An 18,676-nucleotide genomic window follows, 5' to 3' on the forward strand; every position below is an offset into this window, starting at 1 on the left:
GTTCCACCCTTTTTTTATGTATAATAGGAAAGAATGAAATGAGGGGAAAAAGAATGGCAACGAACAAACGCTCAACAAAAAAACGGAAAACAAAAAAACAAAAACAACAAGAAGAAAAAATGATCTGGATTGGAATCGGTGCATTTTTTAGCTTGTTTGGTTTCTTTGGCATCCTTAAATTAGGTTTTTTAGGAACGTTGGTAGCGAATCTTTTTCGCATAATTGGAGGGAACACGTATCTCTTTTTATGTGTGTGTATGATCGTCTTAGGAATCTGGCTAATGGTAAAAAATCAAGCAGCAAAATGGCGACCAAACCATTTATTTTATGGCGGACTACTGATCTACTTGGGTCTACTACTATTTCTTCACGCCCATCTTTTTGGTCGCCTTCAATCTGGTAATCCCAATATCATCGCTACTACGTGGAGTAGCTTACTTGCTGACTTAAAGGCGAGTAAGGTTTCTCAAAATGTAGGCGGCGGCATGGGAGGAGCAGTTCTTTATGCAGCAACTTATTTCCTACTAGCTCAAGCTGGAAGTTATTTTATTAGTATCTTGCTGATGATTGGTGGAGGATTAGTCGTTAGCCCATACAATCTGCAAGATCGAATGGAACGATTGACGCAAGTAAAGGAAAGTCTCCAACGGCGTTATGAAGCCAATGCTGGGAAAAGAAAACTTCGTGAGGAAAAACGGCAAGCGAAGCAACGCCAAAAAGAAGAAAATCAAGCCATGAAAAAAGCGGCAATTTTGGCAGAAATGGATCAAGAAAAAGCGCAACAAACAAATAATGTCAGACCGAAAACACCGGGAGAAAAATTAGCAGAGACCACCAAAGAAATGAATCAAAGCACATCAGAACAGTTAAGCTTTGTTCCTATTAATCATTTTCAAGAATCTCAGGCACAAATGGATGTCCCAGAAATGCGTAAGCCTCAAGCAACCAATTTAGCAAAACCAGTTGAAGAGGAAGAGGAGGATGGGCAAGTATTGGAATTTGACATCCCGCAAGATGTTGAGGATGAAGATTATGAGTTACCACCAGTTACGTTATTGAATCCAGGAAAACCAACCGATCAAAGTGGTGAGTACAAAAAAATCGAAAAAAATATTGCGGTGCTTGAGAAGACGTTTGAAAGTTTTGGCGTAGATGCCAAAGTGGTAAAAGCTAGTTTAGGTCCATCGGTTACCAAATTTGAAATTCAACCCGCAATTGGGGTGAAAGTGAGCAAAATTGTCGGTTTAACAGATGATATTGCATTAGCATTGGCCGCAAAAGATGTGCGAATGGAAGCTCCTATTCCTGGCAAATCATTAATTGGGATTGAAGTTCCGAACGATGCAATTAGCACCGTTTCCTTTCGGGAAGTTGTTGAGGCACAACCACCTCACCCAGATCATCTATTGGAAGTACCATTGGGTCGAGACATCTCCGGAAAAGTGCAAACAGCCGATTTAAGCAAGATGCCTCATTTGTTGGTTGCTGGCTCTACCGGTAGTGGTAAATCCGTTGCTATCAATGGCATGATTACGAGTATTTTGATGCAAGCCAAACCACATCAGGTAAAATTGATGATGGTTGACCCGAAAATGGTTGAATTAAATGTTTACAATGGGATTCCTCATTTATTAACGCCTGTTGTTACCAATCCGCGCAAAGCGGCCCAAGCTCTGCAAAAAGTTGTGAAGGAAATGGAAGAGCGATATGAAAAATTTGCGGCCACGGGTGTCCGAAATATTACGGGCTACAACGAAATGATTGAAGAGCGCAATCACCAAACGGGTGAAAAGCACCCCATTTTGCCATTTATTGTCGTGATTGTTGATGAGTTAGCCGATCTGATGATGGTTGCCAGTAATGAAGTGGAAGATGCGATTATTCGCTTGGCCCAAATGGCACGGGCAGCTGGAATCCATATGATTTTAGCCACCCAACGACCAAGTGTCGATGTCATCACAGGTATTATCAAAGCCAACGTTCCATCAAGAATGGCATTTGCTGTATCAAGTGGTACCGATTCGCGTACAATTATCGATTCGAATGGTGCAGAAAAATTACTAGGTCGTGGGGATATGCTTTTCTTACCAATGGGAGAGAACAAACCCATTCGTGTTCAAGGAGCGTTCATTTCCGACCATGACGTTGAAGCAATCGTCAAGTTTGTGACAGATCAACAAGGTGCAAACTATGAAGAGAAAATGATGATCTCCGATGAAGAAACGGCAACCAATCAGGCGGAAGAATCGCAAGATGAACTCTATGAACAGGCAAAAGAACTGGTGGTGGAGATGCAGACAGCCAGTGTCTCGTTGCTTCAAAGAAGGTTCCGTATTGGCTACAATCGAGCGGCTCGCCTAGTCGATGAATTGGAAGCCAATGGGATTATTGGTCCATCAGAAGGCAGCAAACCGCGAAAAGTTTACTTGGAATCGTTAGATGAAATACTCCCAGAAGAAGAGCTTGCTGATCGCTATTCTCACCCGGATGTCGAAGAATAGGGATAGGGAGCACTGTGATTTCGTATATAAAAGAATGACAAATTTGTTCGTTGGCTTACACCTCTTTCAATGGGATGTAAGCCACTTTTTTTATATAGTGGATGTGTGAGAGAATGGAGAAGGGATGGTTAATATGTTAACTGTAAAGAATATCAGCAAGATTTATGGGGAAACAATTCAGTATGAAGCACTAAAAGATATCAATTTTATGATTGAGGAAGGCGAATTTGTAGCGATCATGGGTCCTTCTGGAAGTGGGAAGTCAACATTGTTAAATATTTTAGCTACGATTGATACACCTACAAGTGGGACCGTTACGTTAAATGAAGAGAATCCCCATCAATTAAATTCAGAGCAAATTGCAGTATTTAGAAGAGAAAAGTTGGGGTTTGTTTTTCAATCTTTCAATTTATTACCCACGTTAACCGTTGAAGAAAATATCGTCTTACCACTAACTTTATCAGGTGAATCCGTCCGCGTAATGAAACGTAAGGTTGCTGAAATTGCACCGAAACTAGGAATTGAGCAACTTTTGCATAAGCGAATCTCTGAAATCTCTGGTGGGCAAGCGCAACGGGTGGCAGTAGCACGAGCGATGATCCATCATCCTCAATTGGTATTAGCGGATGAGCCAACAGGAAATCTTGATACGAAGGCATCTAAGGATGTGATGCGTCTATTTAAGCAACTGAATGAAGAAGAACAAGCGACATTGTTAATGGTTACTCATGATCCTTTGTCAGCTAGCTATTGTCGGCGAATCCTATTTATTAAAGATGGCAAATTGATCAGTGATATTCATCAAGCTTCGACACAAGAAGTATTTTATCAAGAAATCATGCAACAGCTCGCTCATTTGGAGGGCATAAATGATGAATTTTAAACAATTTGTTTATCGTAATACGATGCGCAATAAGTCATTATACTTGGCCTATTTTTTAAGTACTTTGATTTCTGTCATGGTTTTTTTTACGTTCAGTACGATGGCTTTTCATCCAATTCTTCAATCAGGAGTAAGCGGAAATTTAAAAGTTGGGATGTTGGGATCAGCTATTCTGATTTTCGGTTTTTCTTTTTTCTTTGTAGTTTATTCATTGAGTATTTTTTTGCAATCACGTAAAAAAGAATTTGGCCTATTATTGATTCAAGGAATGAGTATGAAACAGCTCCGGCGAATGATTAGTCTAGAAACATTGGTCATAGGCTTTTGGTCAATTCTTTTCGGTAGCTTGTTTGGATTGGGATTTTCACAACTTATTTTATTAGTAGCTAAGCAACTCATTGGCTTAAATTTTGTTGCGTATTTTCCAAGTAAAGCCATCCTATTAACAGTTGTATCGTTTAGTCTTTTATTTCTTTTAAGTTCCGGCATTTCGCAATTTCAATTACCGAAACAAACAATTCAGCAATTGTTAAAAGCCGATGAACGTGGCAAAGGAAAACTCGTTTTTTCAAAAGTAAAAAGCATGTTTGCATTTATATTGCTCGCAGGTGGTTACACGATTGCGTTAGTGTCACAGGGAGCAACTGTTGTTATGGTCTTTATTCCGGTGCTCATTATGGTGGTCATTGGAACCCTTCTCTTTTTTTCACAGCTTAGCGTTCAAATGATTGAAGGAATGAAAAAACGGTTAAATTTTTTCTGGAGGAAACACAATTTGGTTGTTTTTTCGGATTTAGCTTTTCGAATGAAAGACAATGCACGTTCCTTTTTTTTTGATTACAATTGTTTCAACGGTGGCTTTCGTAGCAGTAGGGACGTTGTATGGAGTCCAAGCTATTTTTTTAGGCGTTTTGAATTATATGCCTTATGATTTTTCAGCACCATCTGAACAAAACTCTGTTGAGCAAGTAGAAAAAACATTGACGAACTTACATATAGCTGCGGAAAAGAGCGACTATACCTATTATACAGATGAAAAGCAAACCACGATTCATGCGTCCGAATACAATAAAATTGCTCAATTATTTGGTGAAAAATCGCTTTCGCCCAAAGAGAACACAGCGATTCAGTTACAAGAGACCGGTACAAATCATCAGATCACATCGGTCAAACAAGTGACAATTGGTCACCAAAAACTAGCGATAACGGCAGAACAGTCAACGGGAATCCTGCCTGTTTATCAAGGAACATTTGTCGTACCGGATGCAATTCCTTTAAAAGGTACAGCAACCAATAACACTGTTTGGGTAACTAGACATGCTTCAGAAAAACAAAAAATCAAAGCTGGCGAAACATTAGCAGATAACCCAATGATTACTTCTGTCGCCTACACCAAAGATACAACGCTTAAAGGCTATGCACCAATGCTGTTCATTGGCATTTTTATTAGCTTGGTGTTTCTTGTATCGGCTGGAAGTTTTCTGTACTTTCGACTGTATAGCGACTTGGCAAATGATACTCAAAAATACCGTATGATTTTTCGTTTGGGATTATCTCGCAAAGAGTTAAAGAAAATGATTTACCGTCAAGTCGGTATCCTATTTTTTATTCCATTGCTTGTTGCACTCGCTCACAGTGTTGTTGCGTTGATTGCCATGTATCACATTTTTTCTTTATCCATGCAAGGGGCAGCTATTCAGGTACTGATTCTGTTTGTTTGTGTGTATACGTTGTATTATTTTGTTGCTAGCCGTTTGTACTTTCAATCAATTGCAACCAGTATTGGCATGGCCCAAAAATAAAAAATTGCCATGTAGAACTTGCACTTAAAAATATTTTCACGTATAGTAGTCAACGATGAAAATGAAAAGAGGAAAACAAGTGAAGTGTTCTATATATGGTTTAACAATGAATGAATTAACGGAATGGTTTTTAGAGCAAGGCGAAAAAAAATTCCGTGCTACCCAAGTTTGGGAATGGCTCTATCAAAAAAGAGTTCAGTCTTTTGCTGAGATGACGAATTTATCAAAAACGGTCATTGCAAAATTAACGGATGCATTTGTTATCAATCCTTTAAACCAAGTGATTGTGCAAGAAGCCCAGGATGGCACGGTAAAGTACTTATTTCAATTGCCCGATAAGCATATGATTGAAACCGTGATGATGCCCCAAGAATACGGGGTGTCCGTGTGTGTGACGACTCAGGTTGGCTGTAATATCGGGTGTACATTTTGTGCCAGTGGTATTTTAAAGAAACAACGCGATTTGACTGCTGGTGAAATTGTGGCGCAAATAATGTTGGTTCAACATTACCTTGATGAAAAAGGTCAAGGTAATCGAGTGTCGCACATTGTCGTTATGGGGATTGGGGAGCCATTTGACAATTACAACAATGTTATGAATTTCTTGCATGTAGTCAATGATGCCAAAGGACTTGCCATTGGTGCCAGACATATCACCGTTTCGACAAGCGGTTTAGTACCAAAAATTAAGGAGTTCGCAGACAATGGCCTCCAAGTTAATTTAGCCATTTCATTGCATGCCCCGAACAATGATGTCCGCACCTCAATCATGCGCATCAATCGGACATTTCCAATTGAAAAACTAATGGATGCAGTCGATTATTATTTAGAAAAAACCAATCGTCGTATTACCTTTGAATACATTATGTTGAGTCATGTCAATGATCGCGTGGAGCATGCGCAACAGTTGGCTGATTTATTAAAGGACAAGAAGAAATTAACTTATGTAAATCTGATTCCTTATAACCCAGTCAGTGAACATGACCAATATGCGCGTAGTTCACGAAATGATGTGATGAAATTTTACGATGTTTTGAAGAAAAATGGGGTCAATTGTGTGATACGTAAAGAGTATGGAACAGATATTGACGCTGCTTGTGGACAATTGCGTAGCAAACAAATGAAACAGAGCACAACAAACTAATTTTTAGAGCAGTCAGAAGACTGTTCTTTTTTTTTGGAAAAATGGAGGGAAGCAAGTGCTGTTTATAAAAATTTAGAAGCCGTAGATGAAGAAATTCGTTTGTGTAGTTGTTTACAAAATAAAGAATAAAATGTTTTTGGCCTAAAAAAACGATGAATAAAAAATAAGGACACAAATTTTACACATTTTTTACAATTATGAAGAAAAAATGAAATTTTTATAAAATACTGCTTGCTTTTTTAATAATTACTAATTAAAATTTAATTTAATTCAGACAATACTCATTTTCTGAAAAAAAAAGATAAAGGAGAGTTTATGCATGAAAAAGAGATGGGCCTATAGCTTGGTTACGATTTTTGGACTTGCACTAGCAGGTTGTTCTACTACAGGTGGATCTTCCTCATCGACAGCGACATCCAATAGTTCAGGAGGAGAAGCAAAAGATCAGACCTTTAAAGTCGTTGTGCAACAAGAAATGCCAAGTGCTGATCTATCATTGGCAACCGATACGATTAGTTTCAGTGCATTAAATAATGTGTACGAAGGAATTTATCGCTTAAATAAAGACAACAGTCCAGAACCTGCGGGCGCTTCTGAGAAAGCCAAAGTGAGTGATGATGGTCTAACCTATACAATTAAATTACGTAAAGATGCCAAATGGTCAAATGGGGACCCCGTAACGGCCGCAGATTATGTTTACGGATGGCAACGAACCGTTAATCCGAAAACAGCATCAGAATATGCCTATCTTTTTTCACCAGTCAAAAATGCGGATGATATCACAGCTGGTAAGACAGCGGTCGATCAATTAGGAATTAAGGCCGTTAATGATCATGAATTAGAAATTACTTTATCCAAAGCTACACCGTACTTTGACTATTTATTAGCATTCCCTTCATTTTTCCCACAAAATCAAAAAGTCGTTGAAGAGAATGGTTCAAAATATGCTCAATCTAGTGCTACAGCAGTTTACAATGGACCATTTACCTTAACAGACTTTGATGGACCTGGTACTGATACTGAGTGGAGTTACACGAAAAATGATCAATATTGGGACAAAGAAAATGTGAAATTAGCTAAAGTCGAAGTGAGTGTTGTGAAAGAATCATCAACTTCTTTGAACTTATTCCAAGATGGAGAAGCGGATGATGTCATCCTTTCTGGTGAATTGGCACAACAAATGGCCAATGACAAATCATTTGTCTCTCAACCAGAAGCTTCTACGACCTATCTAGAAATGAATCAACGGAAGGCAGACTCACCATTTAAAAATGAAAACTTAAGAAAAGCAATTTCTTACGCTATTGATCGTGACTCGTTGGTAAATTCTATTTTAGGTGATGGTTCAATTGCTTCTACTGGTTTAGTACCATCTGGGATGACATTTAGTCCTAAAAACAAAGAAGATTTTACAAAATCGGCTGGGACTGAACTTTCTTACAGCAAGAAGGAAGCGAAAGAATATTGGGAAAAAGCGAAAAAAGAATTGGGTATTACTTCTTTGAAGTTTGATATTTTATCTTCTGATACCGATTCATCTAAAAAAATTACCGAATATCTTCAAAGTGCCATTCAAGAATCTTTGGAAGGTGTGACTGTTACGCTAAGTCCAGTACCATTCTCTGTTCGTTTGGACCGTTCAAATGCCGGTGATTTCGATGTTGTCATGGGTGGCTGGGGAGCTGACTATGCTGATGCAAGTAGTTTCTTAGATTTATTTGTGACAGGCAATTCTTATAACCGTGGGCAATGGAGCAATTCAGAGTATGATGCAACAATCAAAGCAGCTAGTACAACCGATGTTAGTGATCCAGAAAAACGCTGGGATGATTTGGTTAAAGCTGAAAAAGTTTTAATGGATACACACGGCGTTGTTCCATTGTATCAAAAAGCCGAAGCACACTTACGTAATACGAAAGCGAAGGGCGTGGTTGCCCATGGTGCGGGGGCACAATACGACTATAAATGGACGTACATCGCTAAATAATTAAGGTAGTTTGATACCAATCTCATTCAGTTGGTTACTGAATGAGATTGAGTTTAATTAGGATACTATGCCAAAAATAAGGGGGAACACGATGAAAAAGAAACAGATTATTGGTTGGTTAGCTTTATGTGGAATTGTTTTAGCGGGTTGTACAACTGGAGGATCTACCAAAGAAAGTGGAACTTCAAGTTCAACCACAAAACAAGAATTTAATGTTGTTGTTCAACAAGAAATGCCAACAGCAGATTTATCAGTGGCGACAGATACGATTAGTTTTACGGCATTAAATAATGTGTATGAAGGATTATATCGTTTAGACAGTGAAAATAAACCACAGGCAGCTGGTGCTGCAGAATTGGCCACTGTTAGTGATGATGGACTAACCTACACACTAAAATTACGAGAAGATGCCAAATGGTCAAATGGCGACCCTGTAACGGCGGCAGATTATGTTTATGGTTGGCAACGTACAGTCAATCCAAAAACAGCTTCAGAATATGCTTATTTATATGAATCTGTTGAAAATGCAACAGAAATCACTAACGGAGAAAAAACAGTTGATCAATTGGGAATCAAAGAAAAAGGTGATTATGAGTTAGAAATTAAACTAACAAAACCAACACCGTATTTCCAATACCTATTGGCTTTCCCTTCATTTTTCCCACAAAATCAAAAAGAAGTGGAAAAAGAGGGCGATAATTATGCCAAGACAAGTGCGAATGCTATCTACAATGGGCCATTTACACTTGAAGGATTTGATGGCCCAGGTACGGATACTGAATGGAGTTACAAGAAAAACAAAGAATATTGGGATAAAAAGAATGTAAAACTGGAAACAATCAATGTCAGTGTTGTAAAAGAATCCTCAACTTCTCTCAATCTTTTCAAAGATGGTCAAGCGGATGATGTGATTCTTTCAGGTGAACTAGCACAACAAATGGCTAATGATAAGGCTTTTGTCTCACAAGAAGATGGTCGTACTTCTTATTTAGAATACAACCAACGAAAAGCAGATTCTCCATTTAGAAATACCAAATTACGTCAAGCCATTTCCTATTCCATTGACCGTAATGTGTTAGTGAAAAATGTCTTAGGTGATGGTTCAATTGCTTCAACAGGTTTGATTCCAAAGAACTTGACATTTGGACCTGATGGTACTGAATTTACCAAAGCATCTGGAAAACAGGTAAGTTATGATGCTGACAAGGCGAAAAAACTTTGGGCAGAGGCTAAAAGTGAACTAGGCATCAGCTCATTGACGTTTGATATCATCGCTTCAGATGATGATTCAACGAAAAAAGTAGTTGAGTACATTCAAAATGCCATTCAAGAAAACTTAGAGGGGACTAAGGTAACCGTGACGCCTGTACCATTTTCAGTTCGTCTAGATCGTTCAACATCAGGTGATTTTGAAGTTGTCATGGGTGGTTGGGGAGCTGACTATGCTGATGCAAGTAGCTTTACAGATCTCTTTGTCACTGGCAATTCTTACAACCGCGGACAATGGAGCAATGCCGAATATGATAAGGTAAATAAAGCGGCAGGAACAACCAATGTAGCAAATCCTGAAAAACGTTGGGCCGACTTACTTGATGCAGAAAAAATAATTATGGCGGATCAAGGTGTAACGCCGGTCTTCCAAAAAGCTGAAGCACATTTACGAGCAACCAAAGTAAAAGATGTTGTTGTACACAGTGCAGGAGCTCAATACGATTACAAATGGGCTTATATTAAAGAATAACATGCAATAAAAAACTGCGAACGTGCTTAGTGGTCATGCCAAAAGCTTGACCATTAAGCGACGTTGCAGTTGCTGTTGCTGTTGATTACAGAAAAGCCAAGCCTAAAAATACCAAACTCAAAAGGAATAGTATCAAGGCAGGTTCCAACCAAAAGCGATAACTTGTTCGACCGATTTCTGAAAGCGTGAGATAGTCTTCTTTTGTTTTCCTAAAAGCTTTTTTCCATGAATATTGAAAGAAGTCAAGTGATCCAGAGGCGCAAACCCATAAAAAGCTTCCAATGATTAAAAAGAATAGAGTGAAGGAAAATAATAGGTCAGACACACGGGACCAAGCAAAATCTGAGAAGATCATTGGCCATAACAAGCTAATAATCAACCCCGCAATACTGATGATGAGGGTACTTTTACGAAGGTGCATACCAAACTCCTTTCTAAACTAATACATAAATAATAAAATAACTTTACAAAATTATTGTTTATAAGTCAAAACACTTAGGAGGAAAATAAGTGAATAGTTTTGTTAAATATATCTTAAAAAGAATTTTTTTTATGGTGGTTACGTTGTGGATTATTGCGACGATTACCTTTTTCTTAATGAAATTGCTACCTGGTACACCCTATACGAATGCAGAAAAATTGAGTGCACAACAAATTGCCCTGTTAAATAAACAAATGGGCTTGGATAAGCCAATGATTGTGCAATATGGTCTATATTTGAATAATTTATTGCACTTTGATTTGGGGATTTCCTTCCAATTTAAAAACCAACCAGTAGCCAATCTGCTGAGTGCTCGTATTGGACCATCCTTACAATTAGGGATTCAAGCAATCATTGTTGGGACACTAGGAGGCATTATTCTAGGAGCTATTTCAGCGATGAAACAAAATACTTGGATCGATACAACGGCAACCTTAGTGGCGATTCTTGGACGCTCCATTCCAAACTTTGTGTTTGCTGTCTTATTACAATATGTGTTTGCCATGAAATTGCACATTTTACCAATTGCAAAATGGGAAACCTTTGCTTATACAATCTTACCAACGATTGCCTTGGCAATGTCCCCATTAGCAGATTCTGCTCGGTTTATTCGGACGGAAATGGTGGAAGTGTTGCATAGTGATTATGTGGAACTGGCACGTGCAAAAGGCTTAAGCCGTTGGGGAATTGTTTTTCATCATGGCTTACGTAACAGTTTGATTCCATTATTAACACTGTTAGGACCATTAGCAGTTGGACTGATGACTGGTTCGCTGGTTGTTGAAAATATTTTTGCTATTCCGGGTATCGGAGAGCAATTTGTCAAATCAATCATGACAAATGATTACCCAACGATTATGGCTGTGACGATGCTTTATTCAGCAATGTTGGTTGTGGTTATTCTAATTGTCGACATTTTATATGGAATTGTTGATCCAAGAATTCGTGTATCAGAAGGGAGTCGTAGCTAATGGCTAATTCAGCACAAATAAATGAAAAAGAACTAGCGGCGATTCCGTTAACATCGTTTGAACCTTTAGAAAAGAGTACGGTTGAAAAGCGTGAAGAAATTGCTATGCCTTCCTTAACGTTTATGCAAGATTCTTGGCGTCGTCTAAAGAAAAACAAAGCAGCCGTTTTTTCAATTGTCTTGTTGGCAATCATTATTGCAATCTCGTTAATTACCATTTTTGTGTCTCCACATAATCCTACAACACAAAATGTGAAATATACCAATCTGCCACCCAAAATTCCAGGTATCAATATTACTGGCCTGAATGGACATGCCGAAGTGGGAGGGAAAGTGGTTGACAAATATGCGCAAGCCAATGTCCCTGCTGGCACCTATTTTTATCTTGGAACGGATAGTCTGGGCCGTGATTTATTAAGTCGCTTATTTATGGGGACACGAGTATCATTATTAATTGCCTTTATCGCCGCGTTGCTCGACATTGTTTTCGGAGTGACTTATGGCTTGATTTCTGGCTTACTAGGTGGGCGTGTGGACAATATCATGCAACGGTTTTTAGAAGTGATTTCTGGTATTCCTAATCTAGTTGTGATGATTTTAATGTTGGTTGTTTTTGAACCAGGTATTCCATCAATTGTTGCAGCTATGGCAATTACGAACTGGATACCAATGGCTCGGATTGTCAGGGCGCAGACGATGAAGCTCAAAGACCAAGAGTTTGTATTGGCTGCGACGACACTAGGGGAAACACGTTCGAAAATAGCATTTAAGCATATCTTACCGAATATTTCGAGTGTCATTATTATCCAAATGATGTTTAGTATTCCGTCGGCGATTTTCTTTGAAGCTTTCTTGAGTTTCATTGGTTTAGGGCTTCGTCCACCGGTTGCTTCCTTGGGTACATTGTTAAGTGATGGTTACAAGACCTTTCTATTTTTGCCCTACCAATTATGGGTCCCAGCAATAACGCTCTCGGTCATTATGATTGGCTTTAACTTACTAGCTGATGGGCTACGTGATGCGTTTGATCCGAAGATGAAAGAGTGATTGAATGAATAAGATAATTGAAGTGAAAAATTTAGAGATTTCTTTCGATACATTTGCCGGAAAAGTTCAAGCCATTCGAAATGTCAGCTTTGATTTGTATCAAGGCGAAACGTTAGCCATTGTTGGTGAATCGGGAAGTGGGAAATCAGTAACCACACGAAGCATTATGGGGTTGCTAGCTAGCAATGCCAATGTTGAGAATGGGGAGATTTTATTTAACGGTTCGGATATCGTAAAGAAAAGTGAAAAGGAATTACAAAAAATTCGAGGAAAAGATATTGCGATGATTTTCCAAGATCCAATGACTTCACTGGATCCAACGATGCCAATTGGCAGACAGGTAGCAGAATCTTTGATCAAGCATACCAAAATTTCCAAAAAAGAAGCACTAAAGCAAGCATTAGAATTGTTAAATTTGGTTGGCATTCCTAACGCCGAAAAGCGGCTAAAAAATTATCCGCACCAATTTTCTGGTGGACAACGACAACGGATTGTGATTGCGATTGCGTTGATTTGTTACCCACAAGTGCTCATTGCTGACGAACCTACGACGGCCTTAGATGTGACCATCCAAGCCCAAATTATCGAATTACTGAAAGATATTCAACAAAAAATGAATTCATCCATCATTTTCATTACCCATGATTTAGGAGTTGTTGCCAATGTCGCCGATCGTGTTGCAGTGATGTATGGTGGGAAAATTATTGAGATTGGAACGGCTAGAGAAATTTTCTATAATCCACAACATCCGTATACTTGGGGGTTGCTTGGTTCAATGCCTACGTTGGAAAGCACAGGAAAACGGTTATATGCGATACCAGGTTCCCCTCCTGATTTATTAAAGCCACCAACTGGGGATGCGTTTTATCCACGGAATGAATACGCAATGAAAATTGATGCTGAACAAGAACCACCATTTTTTGATGTTTCACCTACCCATAAGGCAGCAACTTGGTTATTAGCACCTCAAGCGCCAAAAGTGACACCACCAGAAGAAATCCAAATTCGCTGGAAAAAATTTCAAGAGAATGCTTTTGGAGAGTAAGGAGGGAAAGATAAGTGAGTAAAGTCCTATTAGATGTAAAGAATTTAAAACAATATTTTAATGTGGGTCGTAAAGATGAAGTTAAAGCTGTTGATGATATGACCTTTCACATTTTTGAAGGCGAAACATTTGGTTTAGTAGGGGAATCCGGAAGTGGCAAATCGACGACTGGTCGTTCTATCATCCGACTGAATACACCAACTGATGGCACGATTACCTTCGATGGTCAAGATGTGATGAAATTGAAAAGTAAACAAGAATTGAAGGATTTCCGTCGGGAGGTTCAAATGATTTTCCAGGATCCGTATGCATCGCTTAATCCACGAATGAAAGTGCGTGATATCATCGCAGAAGGAATTGACATTAATCATTTGGCCAAAAACGAGAAGGAGCGAAATGCACGGGTCGATGAGCTACTGAAAACAGTTGGCTTAAATCCATCACATGGGACACGTTATCCGCATGAATTTTCAGGTGGACAACGGCAACGGATTGGGATTGCTCGAGCTTTGGCAGTGGATCCCAAATTCATCATTTGTGATGAACCGATTTCCGCTTTGGACGTATCCATTCAAGCACAGGTTGTGAATTTATTGCAAGATCTACAAGAAAAACATAATTTAACCTATTTTTTCATTGCACATGATTTGTCGATGGTAAAACACATCAGCGATCGAATTGGGGTAATGCATCTGGGAAAATTACTTGAAGTAGGGACAAGCGATGAAATTTACCATTATGGTGTGCATCCGTATACCGAAAGTTTGTTGTCTGCGATTCCTTTGCCCGATCCTGAAAGTGAACGAACAAGAAAACGGATTAAATATGTCGAAGTTCCACAAGCGAATACCGCAAGAAAAATGCAAGAAATTGCACCAGGTCATTTTATTTATGCGACAGAAGAAGAAGTGCCAATGTATCAAGAAAAATTACGAAAAAAGAAGGAAGTTTAAGTAATAGGGTAAGGGGGTTGATTCATGAAAGTGTTAAAAGGTTATCGTTTTCGGATTTACCCGGACGAAGAACAATTGACATTTTTTAAGCAAACCTTTGGCTGCGTAAGATTTACGTACAATCAATTGTTGATGGCAAGAAAAGGAACAGCAAACTCAGAAGAAAGCATGAAATTAACCCCCGCTGCATTAAAAAAAGACTATCCCTTTTTGAAAAAAACGGATAGTCTGGCTTTGGCCAATGCACAACGTAATTTGGAGAGAGCCTACGCGAATTTTTTTCAAGGAAGAGCAGGCTACCCAAAACTAAAAAGCAAGAAAAATAGTTGGCAATCTTACACAACGAATAATCAAAAACATACCATTTATTTTATCGATGGGAAATTGAAACTGCCAAAATTGAAAAGTCTCGTCCAAGTTCACCAACACCGAGAGATAAAAGGGATGATTCGTTCCGCTACGATTTCGGCAAAAAATAATGAAGAATTTTATGTTTCATTGTTGTGTTTAGAAGAGGTTTCATTCTTGCCAAAAACAAAGAAAGTAATCGGCATTTCTTATTGTCCGCAACGATTGATTCAATTATCGCAATCTTTCGATAATTTACCAAATATTGAAGAACAATTGCTAGGAGACAAACTGGAAAAAGCCCAAAAGAAATTGCAACTGCGAGCCAAAATCGCTAAAAAACATAAAGTAAGATTAAGAGATGCCAAGAATTATCAAAAGCAAAAGCAACGAGTGCAAAAGTTAATTCAGGAAAAAGCCTGTAAAAAAAATGATTTTATTGATCAGTTGACGTTTCTCTTAGTCAAAGAGTTTGACTATATATTTGTTGAAAAACAACCACGGATAACCGATAGTGAAGAAGACAATCCATTTACTTCAACGGATTGGTATAGTTTTACTCAAAAATTGACGTATAAAACGCAATGGTATGGCAAAGAGTATCTCGCGGTTGAGAGTCCGGATGACAGCATTCGTTCTAGTCGAATCATTGAGGAATTAGGAAAACAACAACTTGATTTGTAAAAAAATCGATCAGAACTGGAAGGGGCTCCAGGGATCGCCTAGGGTATAGAAAAAAGGAAACTTTTTGTTTCTAGGAAAAATGCTCACTAATTATGAAAAACCAAAGAAGAGAGAGGACAGCTGTCCTCTCTCTTCGCTTATCTTCTATAATTCCTCATGAAAAACATTTTGTTTTAGTCGGTAAACTTTTGAAGGTCGACCAATACCGGTCGGACGTTCGCCAATTTCATCGAAAAAGTGCAACAATGACTTCTTAAAATTGGAATGATCAATTAAGCGGTAGTCAATGCCCAAAAATTTCGAAAAGACCTTTCTGGCTTCCGTGATTGTAAATGACTGCCCTAAGACTTGCAACACTTGAGGTTCGTGCTCCATTTTATTGGCAATTCGATTAAAGGCTTTTAAAATAATCGCGCTGTGGTCAAAGGCTAATCGATCTTTTCCAAACGATTGACCAGTCACCAAGTCGAGCACAATGGCTGTGTGCTCACTTTCTAAATGAATCTGATTGGCCTTTCTTTCCAGCGAGAACCAACGGACATCTTCGGCATCATCACCAGCTAAGAGCGGTTCTTCTCCAATGAAAGCAAGGTAACTGACTGTTACGACCCAACCACGAGGATCACGATTTGGGGTGCTGAAGGTGTGGAGCTGTTCAATATTTTGTTTGGATATTTTGACGCCAGTTTCTTCTTCGGTTTCACGAATCACGCTTTCACCTGTCGATTCATCGGGTTGCACGAACCCACCAGGAAGGGCCCAAGAATTTTTGAATGGGTGACCTTTGCGTTTGATGAGTAAAATTTTTAATTTATCTTCGGATTTGCTGTAGCACATCAAGACCATATCGACCGTTAGCGAAGGTTTTTCGTAGTTGGGTTTTTCTTGTTTGCGATACCAAGCGAGAAATTCCTGTTCACTTGCTTGGTGCTCGTAGTAGTCCTTTTCATCCTCTCGACTGGAAAAAGTTGCCATAATGATCCCTACCTTTTCAATTTGATGAGCCGCTTTCTTTTGTTAAAGAAAAAAGAAAAGCAAAAAATTAATAAGAAACAATCCCAAATAAATGGGAAGGTATTTTTTAAAATAGCGAATACAAGTAAAGCCTGCTAGTACAATAATAATGAGCAGGGTTCCTCGGATGAGAATCGATGAGACCAAGAAAGTATTTAACTGATTGATGGTATTCATATAGGCGTAAATGCGTTGATAAACGTTGGCAAAGAGGAGATGGATTGCAGTCAATACAATCAATGTCCAAATATAAATGATTTGTCTTCGTTGCATGGTCTATCCTCCTCGTATGTTTTTATTAAAATAAGTTGGTACCAACTGTCCACAATCTAACACAATGGTTAGTAAGGAATGCTTTGTATCAGAGATGTTCAACTTTGCTAACCATTATAGCAACAAACCACAAAATACAAAATACTCTCAATTCTAGTATAGAGGTTTGGCTATTTGATGTACAGCTACTATTCTATTAGGTGCTTGCTTACAATCTATTTACACTAATAAATAACAAAAAAGAGAGTCCCAATTACTCTCTCTTCCAAGATTTATTCAAAAACAACGCTATTGAAACAAAACTAGATTCCATTGTTGTTGGGTTAAAAACAAAGGCGGTCATGATGAATGGTAAGTTCGAGATATTAAAGGCGGTCAAACAATTTGGAAATAATGGGTACAGACTAGTGACCACTAGTCAATTTAATACCAATAATACCAATAATGAGTAAGATAATGAAAAACCAAGTAAGCAAGTTTAGTTTGTCGCCAAAAAATACGACACCAATAATGATTGAACCGACTGCTCCAACGCCAGTCCAAATTGGGTAAGCAAGACTAAGAGGCAAATTTTTAAGCGATAATGAAAGTAAGGCAAAGCTAATAGCCATTCCAATAAAAGTTAGTATAGTCCACCCCAAATGTGAAAATCCATTACTAAGTTTCATGGTACTAGACCAAACCACTTCAAAAATTCCAGCTAGAAATAAATAAATCCAAGTCATTTTTTATTCTCCTTAAAAAATTAAAAAAACAGTTTATCCCACATCTTCATTGACCTAACGATGTAGAGATACTGTTTTAAAATTGTTCCCGGTGGAACATAGTATTTTATTCAATTTAAATAGTTACAGGTTTAAATATCTTTAACCATTATTAAATCAGTTTGTGGATCATCACCCATGTTAAATGTATGACTACCAACAAATTTAAAACCTAGATGCTGATAAAAGGCTTTAGCATTTTGATTAAATTCCCAAACACCTAACCAAATACGCTGTTTTCCTAATTGTGTAGCTTTTGCTATTGCAATATCATATAGAATCTTACCCAGTCCTTGTTTTTGAAATGCTTTACAAATGTAGATTCGTTCAATTTCCAGAGCATTTTCAAAGCCATCTTCTGATTGTACATCATTCACATTTAACTTTAGATAGCCCATAATTTCATCATTATCATTGAGTACAAAATAAAAAAAAGAATTTTCATTTTCCAGTTCTTCAGTTAGTTTTTCTAATTTGTAACTAGATTCTAAATAGTCTTCCATATTTTGTTTTGTATTTTGAGCTGCAAAAGTATCATAAAAAGTTTCAACACTGACTTTTTGTAATGCATCGAGGTCAGTCAAATCTAGTTCTTTAATATGCATAGTAGCGTTCTCCGTTTTTAAGTTTAAAAAAGCAAAAGTAGGTAACTCATTATTTTTTTAAAAACTAATGAGATGAAACCAACTATTATTGTAAACAATGTTTCTGGTAAAATAATTATTTTTATATTAGCATAATTCAAAAAAAAGTCAAATCAAATATAAAAGACTTGAATTTACTTATTTCTCGTTCGATAGTGAGCCTATCTTACGTGTATCGAAGCAGAAACTATCTCAAAAATGATAGTCTAAACTCAAGACAAGGATTGAAATCATTATCCAAAATATAGATTCCTGAAAAAAACCATCCACATTCATAGTCTCATCCTTGGGAGCGGATATCTTTCAAGCAATATCGTGGCGTATCGGAAAAAAAGGTAGAAGAATAGGAAACTAAGAAAACTAAGAAAACCGTGTAAACTGTACAATTATGTTTA

17 protein-coding genes are annotated in these 18,676 nt (G+C 38.0%); 12 read left to right on the plus strand and 5 right to left on the minus strand.

Annotation, left to right across the window (positions count from 1 at the left end; translation table 11 throughout):
* Window positions 1–53 precede the first annotated feature (53 nt).
* The 7 genes from ACFSR0_RS09310 (at window position 54) to ACFSR0_RS09340 (ending at window position 10,058) form a co-directional block, all read left to right on the plus strand.
* Entirely contained in the window at window positions 54–2,501 is a 2,448-nt protein-coding gene (locus ACFSR0_RS09310) for a DNA translocase FtsK (RefSeq protein ID WP_379982147.1), read from the plus strand.
* A 133-nt stretch (window positions 2,502–2,634) separates the two neighbouring features.
* Complete coding sequence (locus ACFSR0_RS09315; protein WP_379982149.1) at window positions 2,635–3,384, plus strand: ABC transporter ATP-binding protein; 750 nt, start codon at window positions 2,635–2,637, stop codon at window positions 3,382–3,384.
* Complete coding sequence (locus ACFSR0_RS09320; protein WP_379982151.1) at window positions 3,374–4,315, plus strand: FtsX-like permease family protein; 942 nt, start codon at window positions 3,374–3,376, stop codon at window positions 4,313–4,315. The genes ACFSR0_RS09315 and ACFSR0_RS09320 overlap by 11 nt, the downstream gene beginning before the upstream one ends.
* Entirely contained in the window at window positions 4,239–5,186 is a 948-nt protein-coding gene (locus ACFSR0_RS09325; protein WP_379982153.1) for an ABC transporter permease, read from the plus strand. The genes ACFSR0_RS09320 and ACFSR0_RS09325 overlap by 77 nt, the downstream gene beginning before the upstream one ends.
* 61 nt (window positions 5,187–5,247) lie before the next feature.
* Window positions 5,248–6,330: a 23S rRNA (adenine(2503)-C(2))-methyltransferase RlmN gene (rlmN, locus tag ACFSR0_RS09330; RefSeq protein ID WP_379982285.1), complete on the plus strand. Its 1,083-nt coding sequence runs from the start codon at window positions 5,248–5,250 to the stop codon at window positions 6,328–6,330.
* A 319-nt stretch (window positions 6,331–6,649) separates the two neighbouring features.
* The gene (locus ACFSR0_RS09335; RefSeq protein ID WP_379982155.1) at window positions 6,650–8,317 is read left to right on the plus strand and encodes a peptide ABC transporter substrate-binding protein; all 1,668 of its coding nucleotides are present in this window, start codon (window positions 6,650–6,652) and stop codon (window positions 8,315–8,317) included.
* A gap of 91 nt (window positions 8,318–8,408) precedes the next feature.
* A complete protein-coding gene (locus ACFSR0_RS09340; protein ID WP_379982157.1) occupies window positions 8,409–10,058 on the plus strand; it encodes a peptide ABC transporter substrate-binding protein in 1,650 nt (549 codons plus the stop codon).
* An 85-nt stretch (window positions 10,059–10,143) separates the two neighbouring features.
* Here the strand turns inward: ACFSR0_RS09340 and ACFSR0_RS09345 are convergent, their stop codons facing one another.
* Window positions 10,144–10,479: a DUF3899 domain-containing protein gene (locus ACFSR0_RS09345; protein ID WP_379982159.1), complete on the minus strand. Its 336-nt coding sequence runs from the start codon at window positions 10,477–10,479 to the stop codon at window positions 10,144–10,146.
* An 89-nt stretch (window positions 10,480–10,568) separates the two neighbouring features.
* Between ACFSR0_RS09345 and opp3b the strand changes: the two genes are divergently transcribed.
* The 5 genes from opp3b to ACFSR0_RS09370 are packed head-to-tail and all read left to right on the plus strand — an operon-like array spanning window position 10,569 to window position 15,586.
* Window positions 10,569–11,510: an oligopeptide ABC transporter permease gene (opp3b, locus tag ACFSR0_RS09350; protein WP_379982161.1), complete on the plus strand. Its 942-nt coding sequence runs from the start codon at window positions 10,569–10,571 to the stop codon at window positions 11,508–11,510.
* Window positions 11,510–12,556: an oligopeptide ABC transporter permease gene (gene opp3C / locus ACFSR0_RS09355; protein ID WP_379982163.1), complete on the plus strand. Its 1,047-nt coding sequence runs from the start codon at window positions 11,510–11,512 to the stop codon at window positions 12,554–12,556. The genes opp3b and opp3C overlap by 1 nt, the downstream gene beginning before the upstream one ends.
* A gap of 4 nt (window positions 12,557–12,560) precedes the next feature.
* Window positions 12,561–13,601: an ABC transporter ATP-binding protein gene (locus tag ACFSR0_RS09360; protein ID WP_379982165.1), complete on the plus strand. Its 1,041-nt coding sequence runs from the start codon at window positions 12,561–12,563 to the stop codon at window positions 13,599–13,601.
* A 14-nt stretch (window positions 13,602–13,615) separates the two neighbouring features.
* Window positions 13,616–14,554, plus strand: a complete 939-nt coding sequence (locus tag ACFSR0_RS09365; RefSeq protein ID WP_379982167.1) for an ABC transporter ATP-binding protein — start codon at window positions 13,616–13,618, stop codon at window positions 14,552–14,554.
* Window positions 14,555–14,578: 24 nt separating this feature from the next.
* Entirely contained in the window at window positions 14,579–15,586 is a 1,008-nt protein-coding gene (locus ACFSR0_RS09370) for an RNA-guided endonuclease TnpB family protein (RefSeq protein WP_379982169.1), read from the plus strand.
* Window positions 15,587–15,730: 144 nt separating this feature from the next.
* Here the strand turns inward: ACFSR0_RS09370 and ACFSR0_RS09375 are convergent, their stop codons facing one another.
* From ACFSR0_RS09375 to ACFSR0_RS09390, 4 genes are all read right to left on the minus strand, one after another.
* On the minus strand, window positions 15,731–16,561 hold the full coding sequence (locus ACFSR0_RS09375) for an NUDIX domain-containing protein (RefSeq protein ID WP_379982171.1): 831 nt from the start codon (window positions 16,559–16,561) through the stop codon (window positions 15,731–15,733).
* A gap of 42 nt (window positions 16,562–16,603) precedes the next feature.
* Entirely contained in the window at window positions 16,604–16,873 is a 270-nt protein-coding gene (locus tag ACFSR0_RS09380; protein WP_379982173.1) for a hypothetical protein, read from the minus strand.
* 404 nt (window positions 16,874–17,277) lie between these two features.
* Window positions 17,278–17,598, minus strand: a complete 321-nt coding sequence (locus ACFSR0_RS09385; protein WP_379982175.1) for a DMT family transporter — start codon at window positions 17,596–17,598, stop codon at window positions 17,278–17,280.
* 131 nt (window positions 17,599–17,729) lie between these two features.
* The gene (locus ACFSR0_RS09390) at window positions 17,730–18,242 is read right to left on the minus strand and encodes a GNAT family N-acetyltransferase (RefSeq protein WP_379982177.1); all 513 of its coding nucleotides are present in this window, start codon (window positions 18,240–18,242) and stop codon (window positions 17,730–17,732) included.
* Window positions 18,243–18,676 lie beyond the last annotated feature (434 nt).

Origin of the sequence: Enterococcus camelliae, assembly GCF_042685105.1 — a bacterium.
GTDB lineage: Bacteria > Bacillota > Bacilli > Lactobacillales > Enterococcaceae > Enterococcus_G > Enterococcus_G camelliae.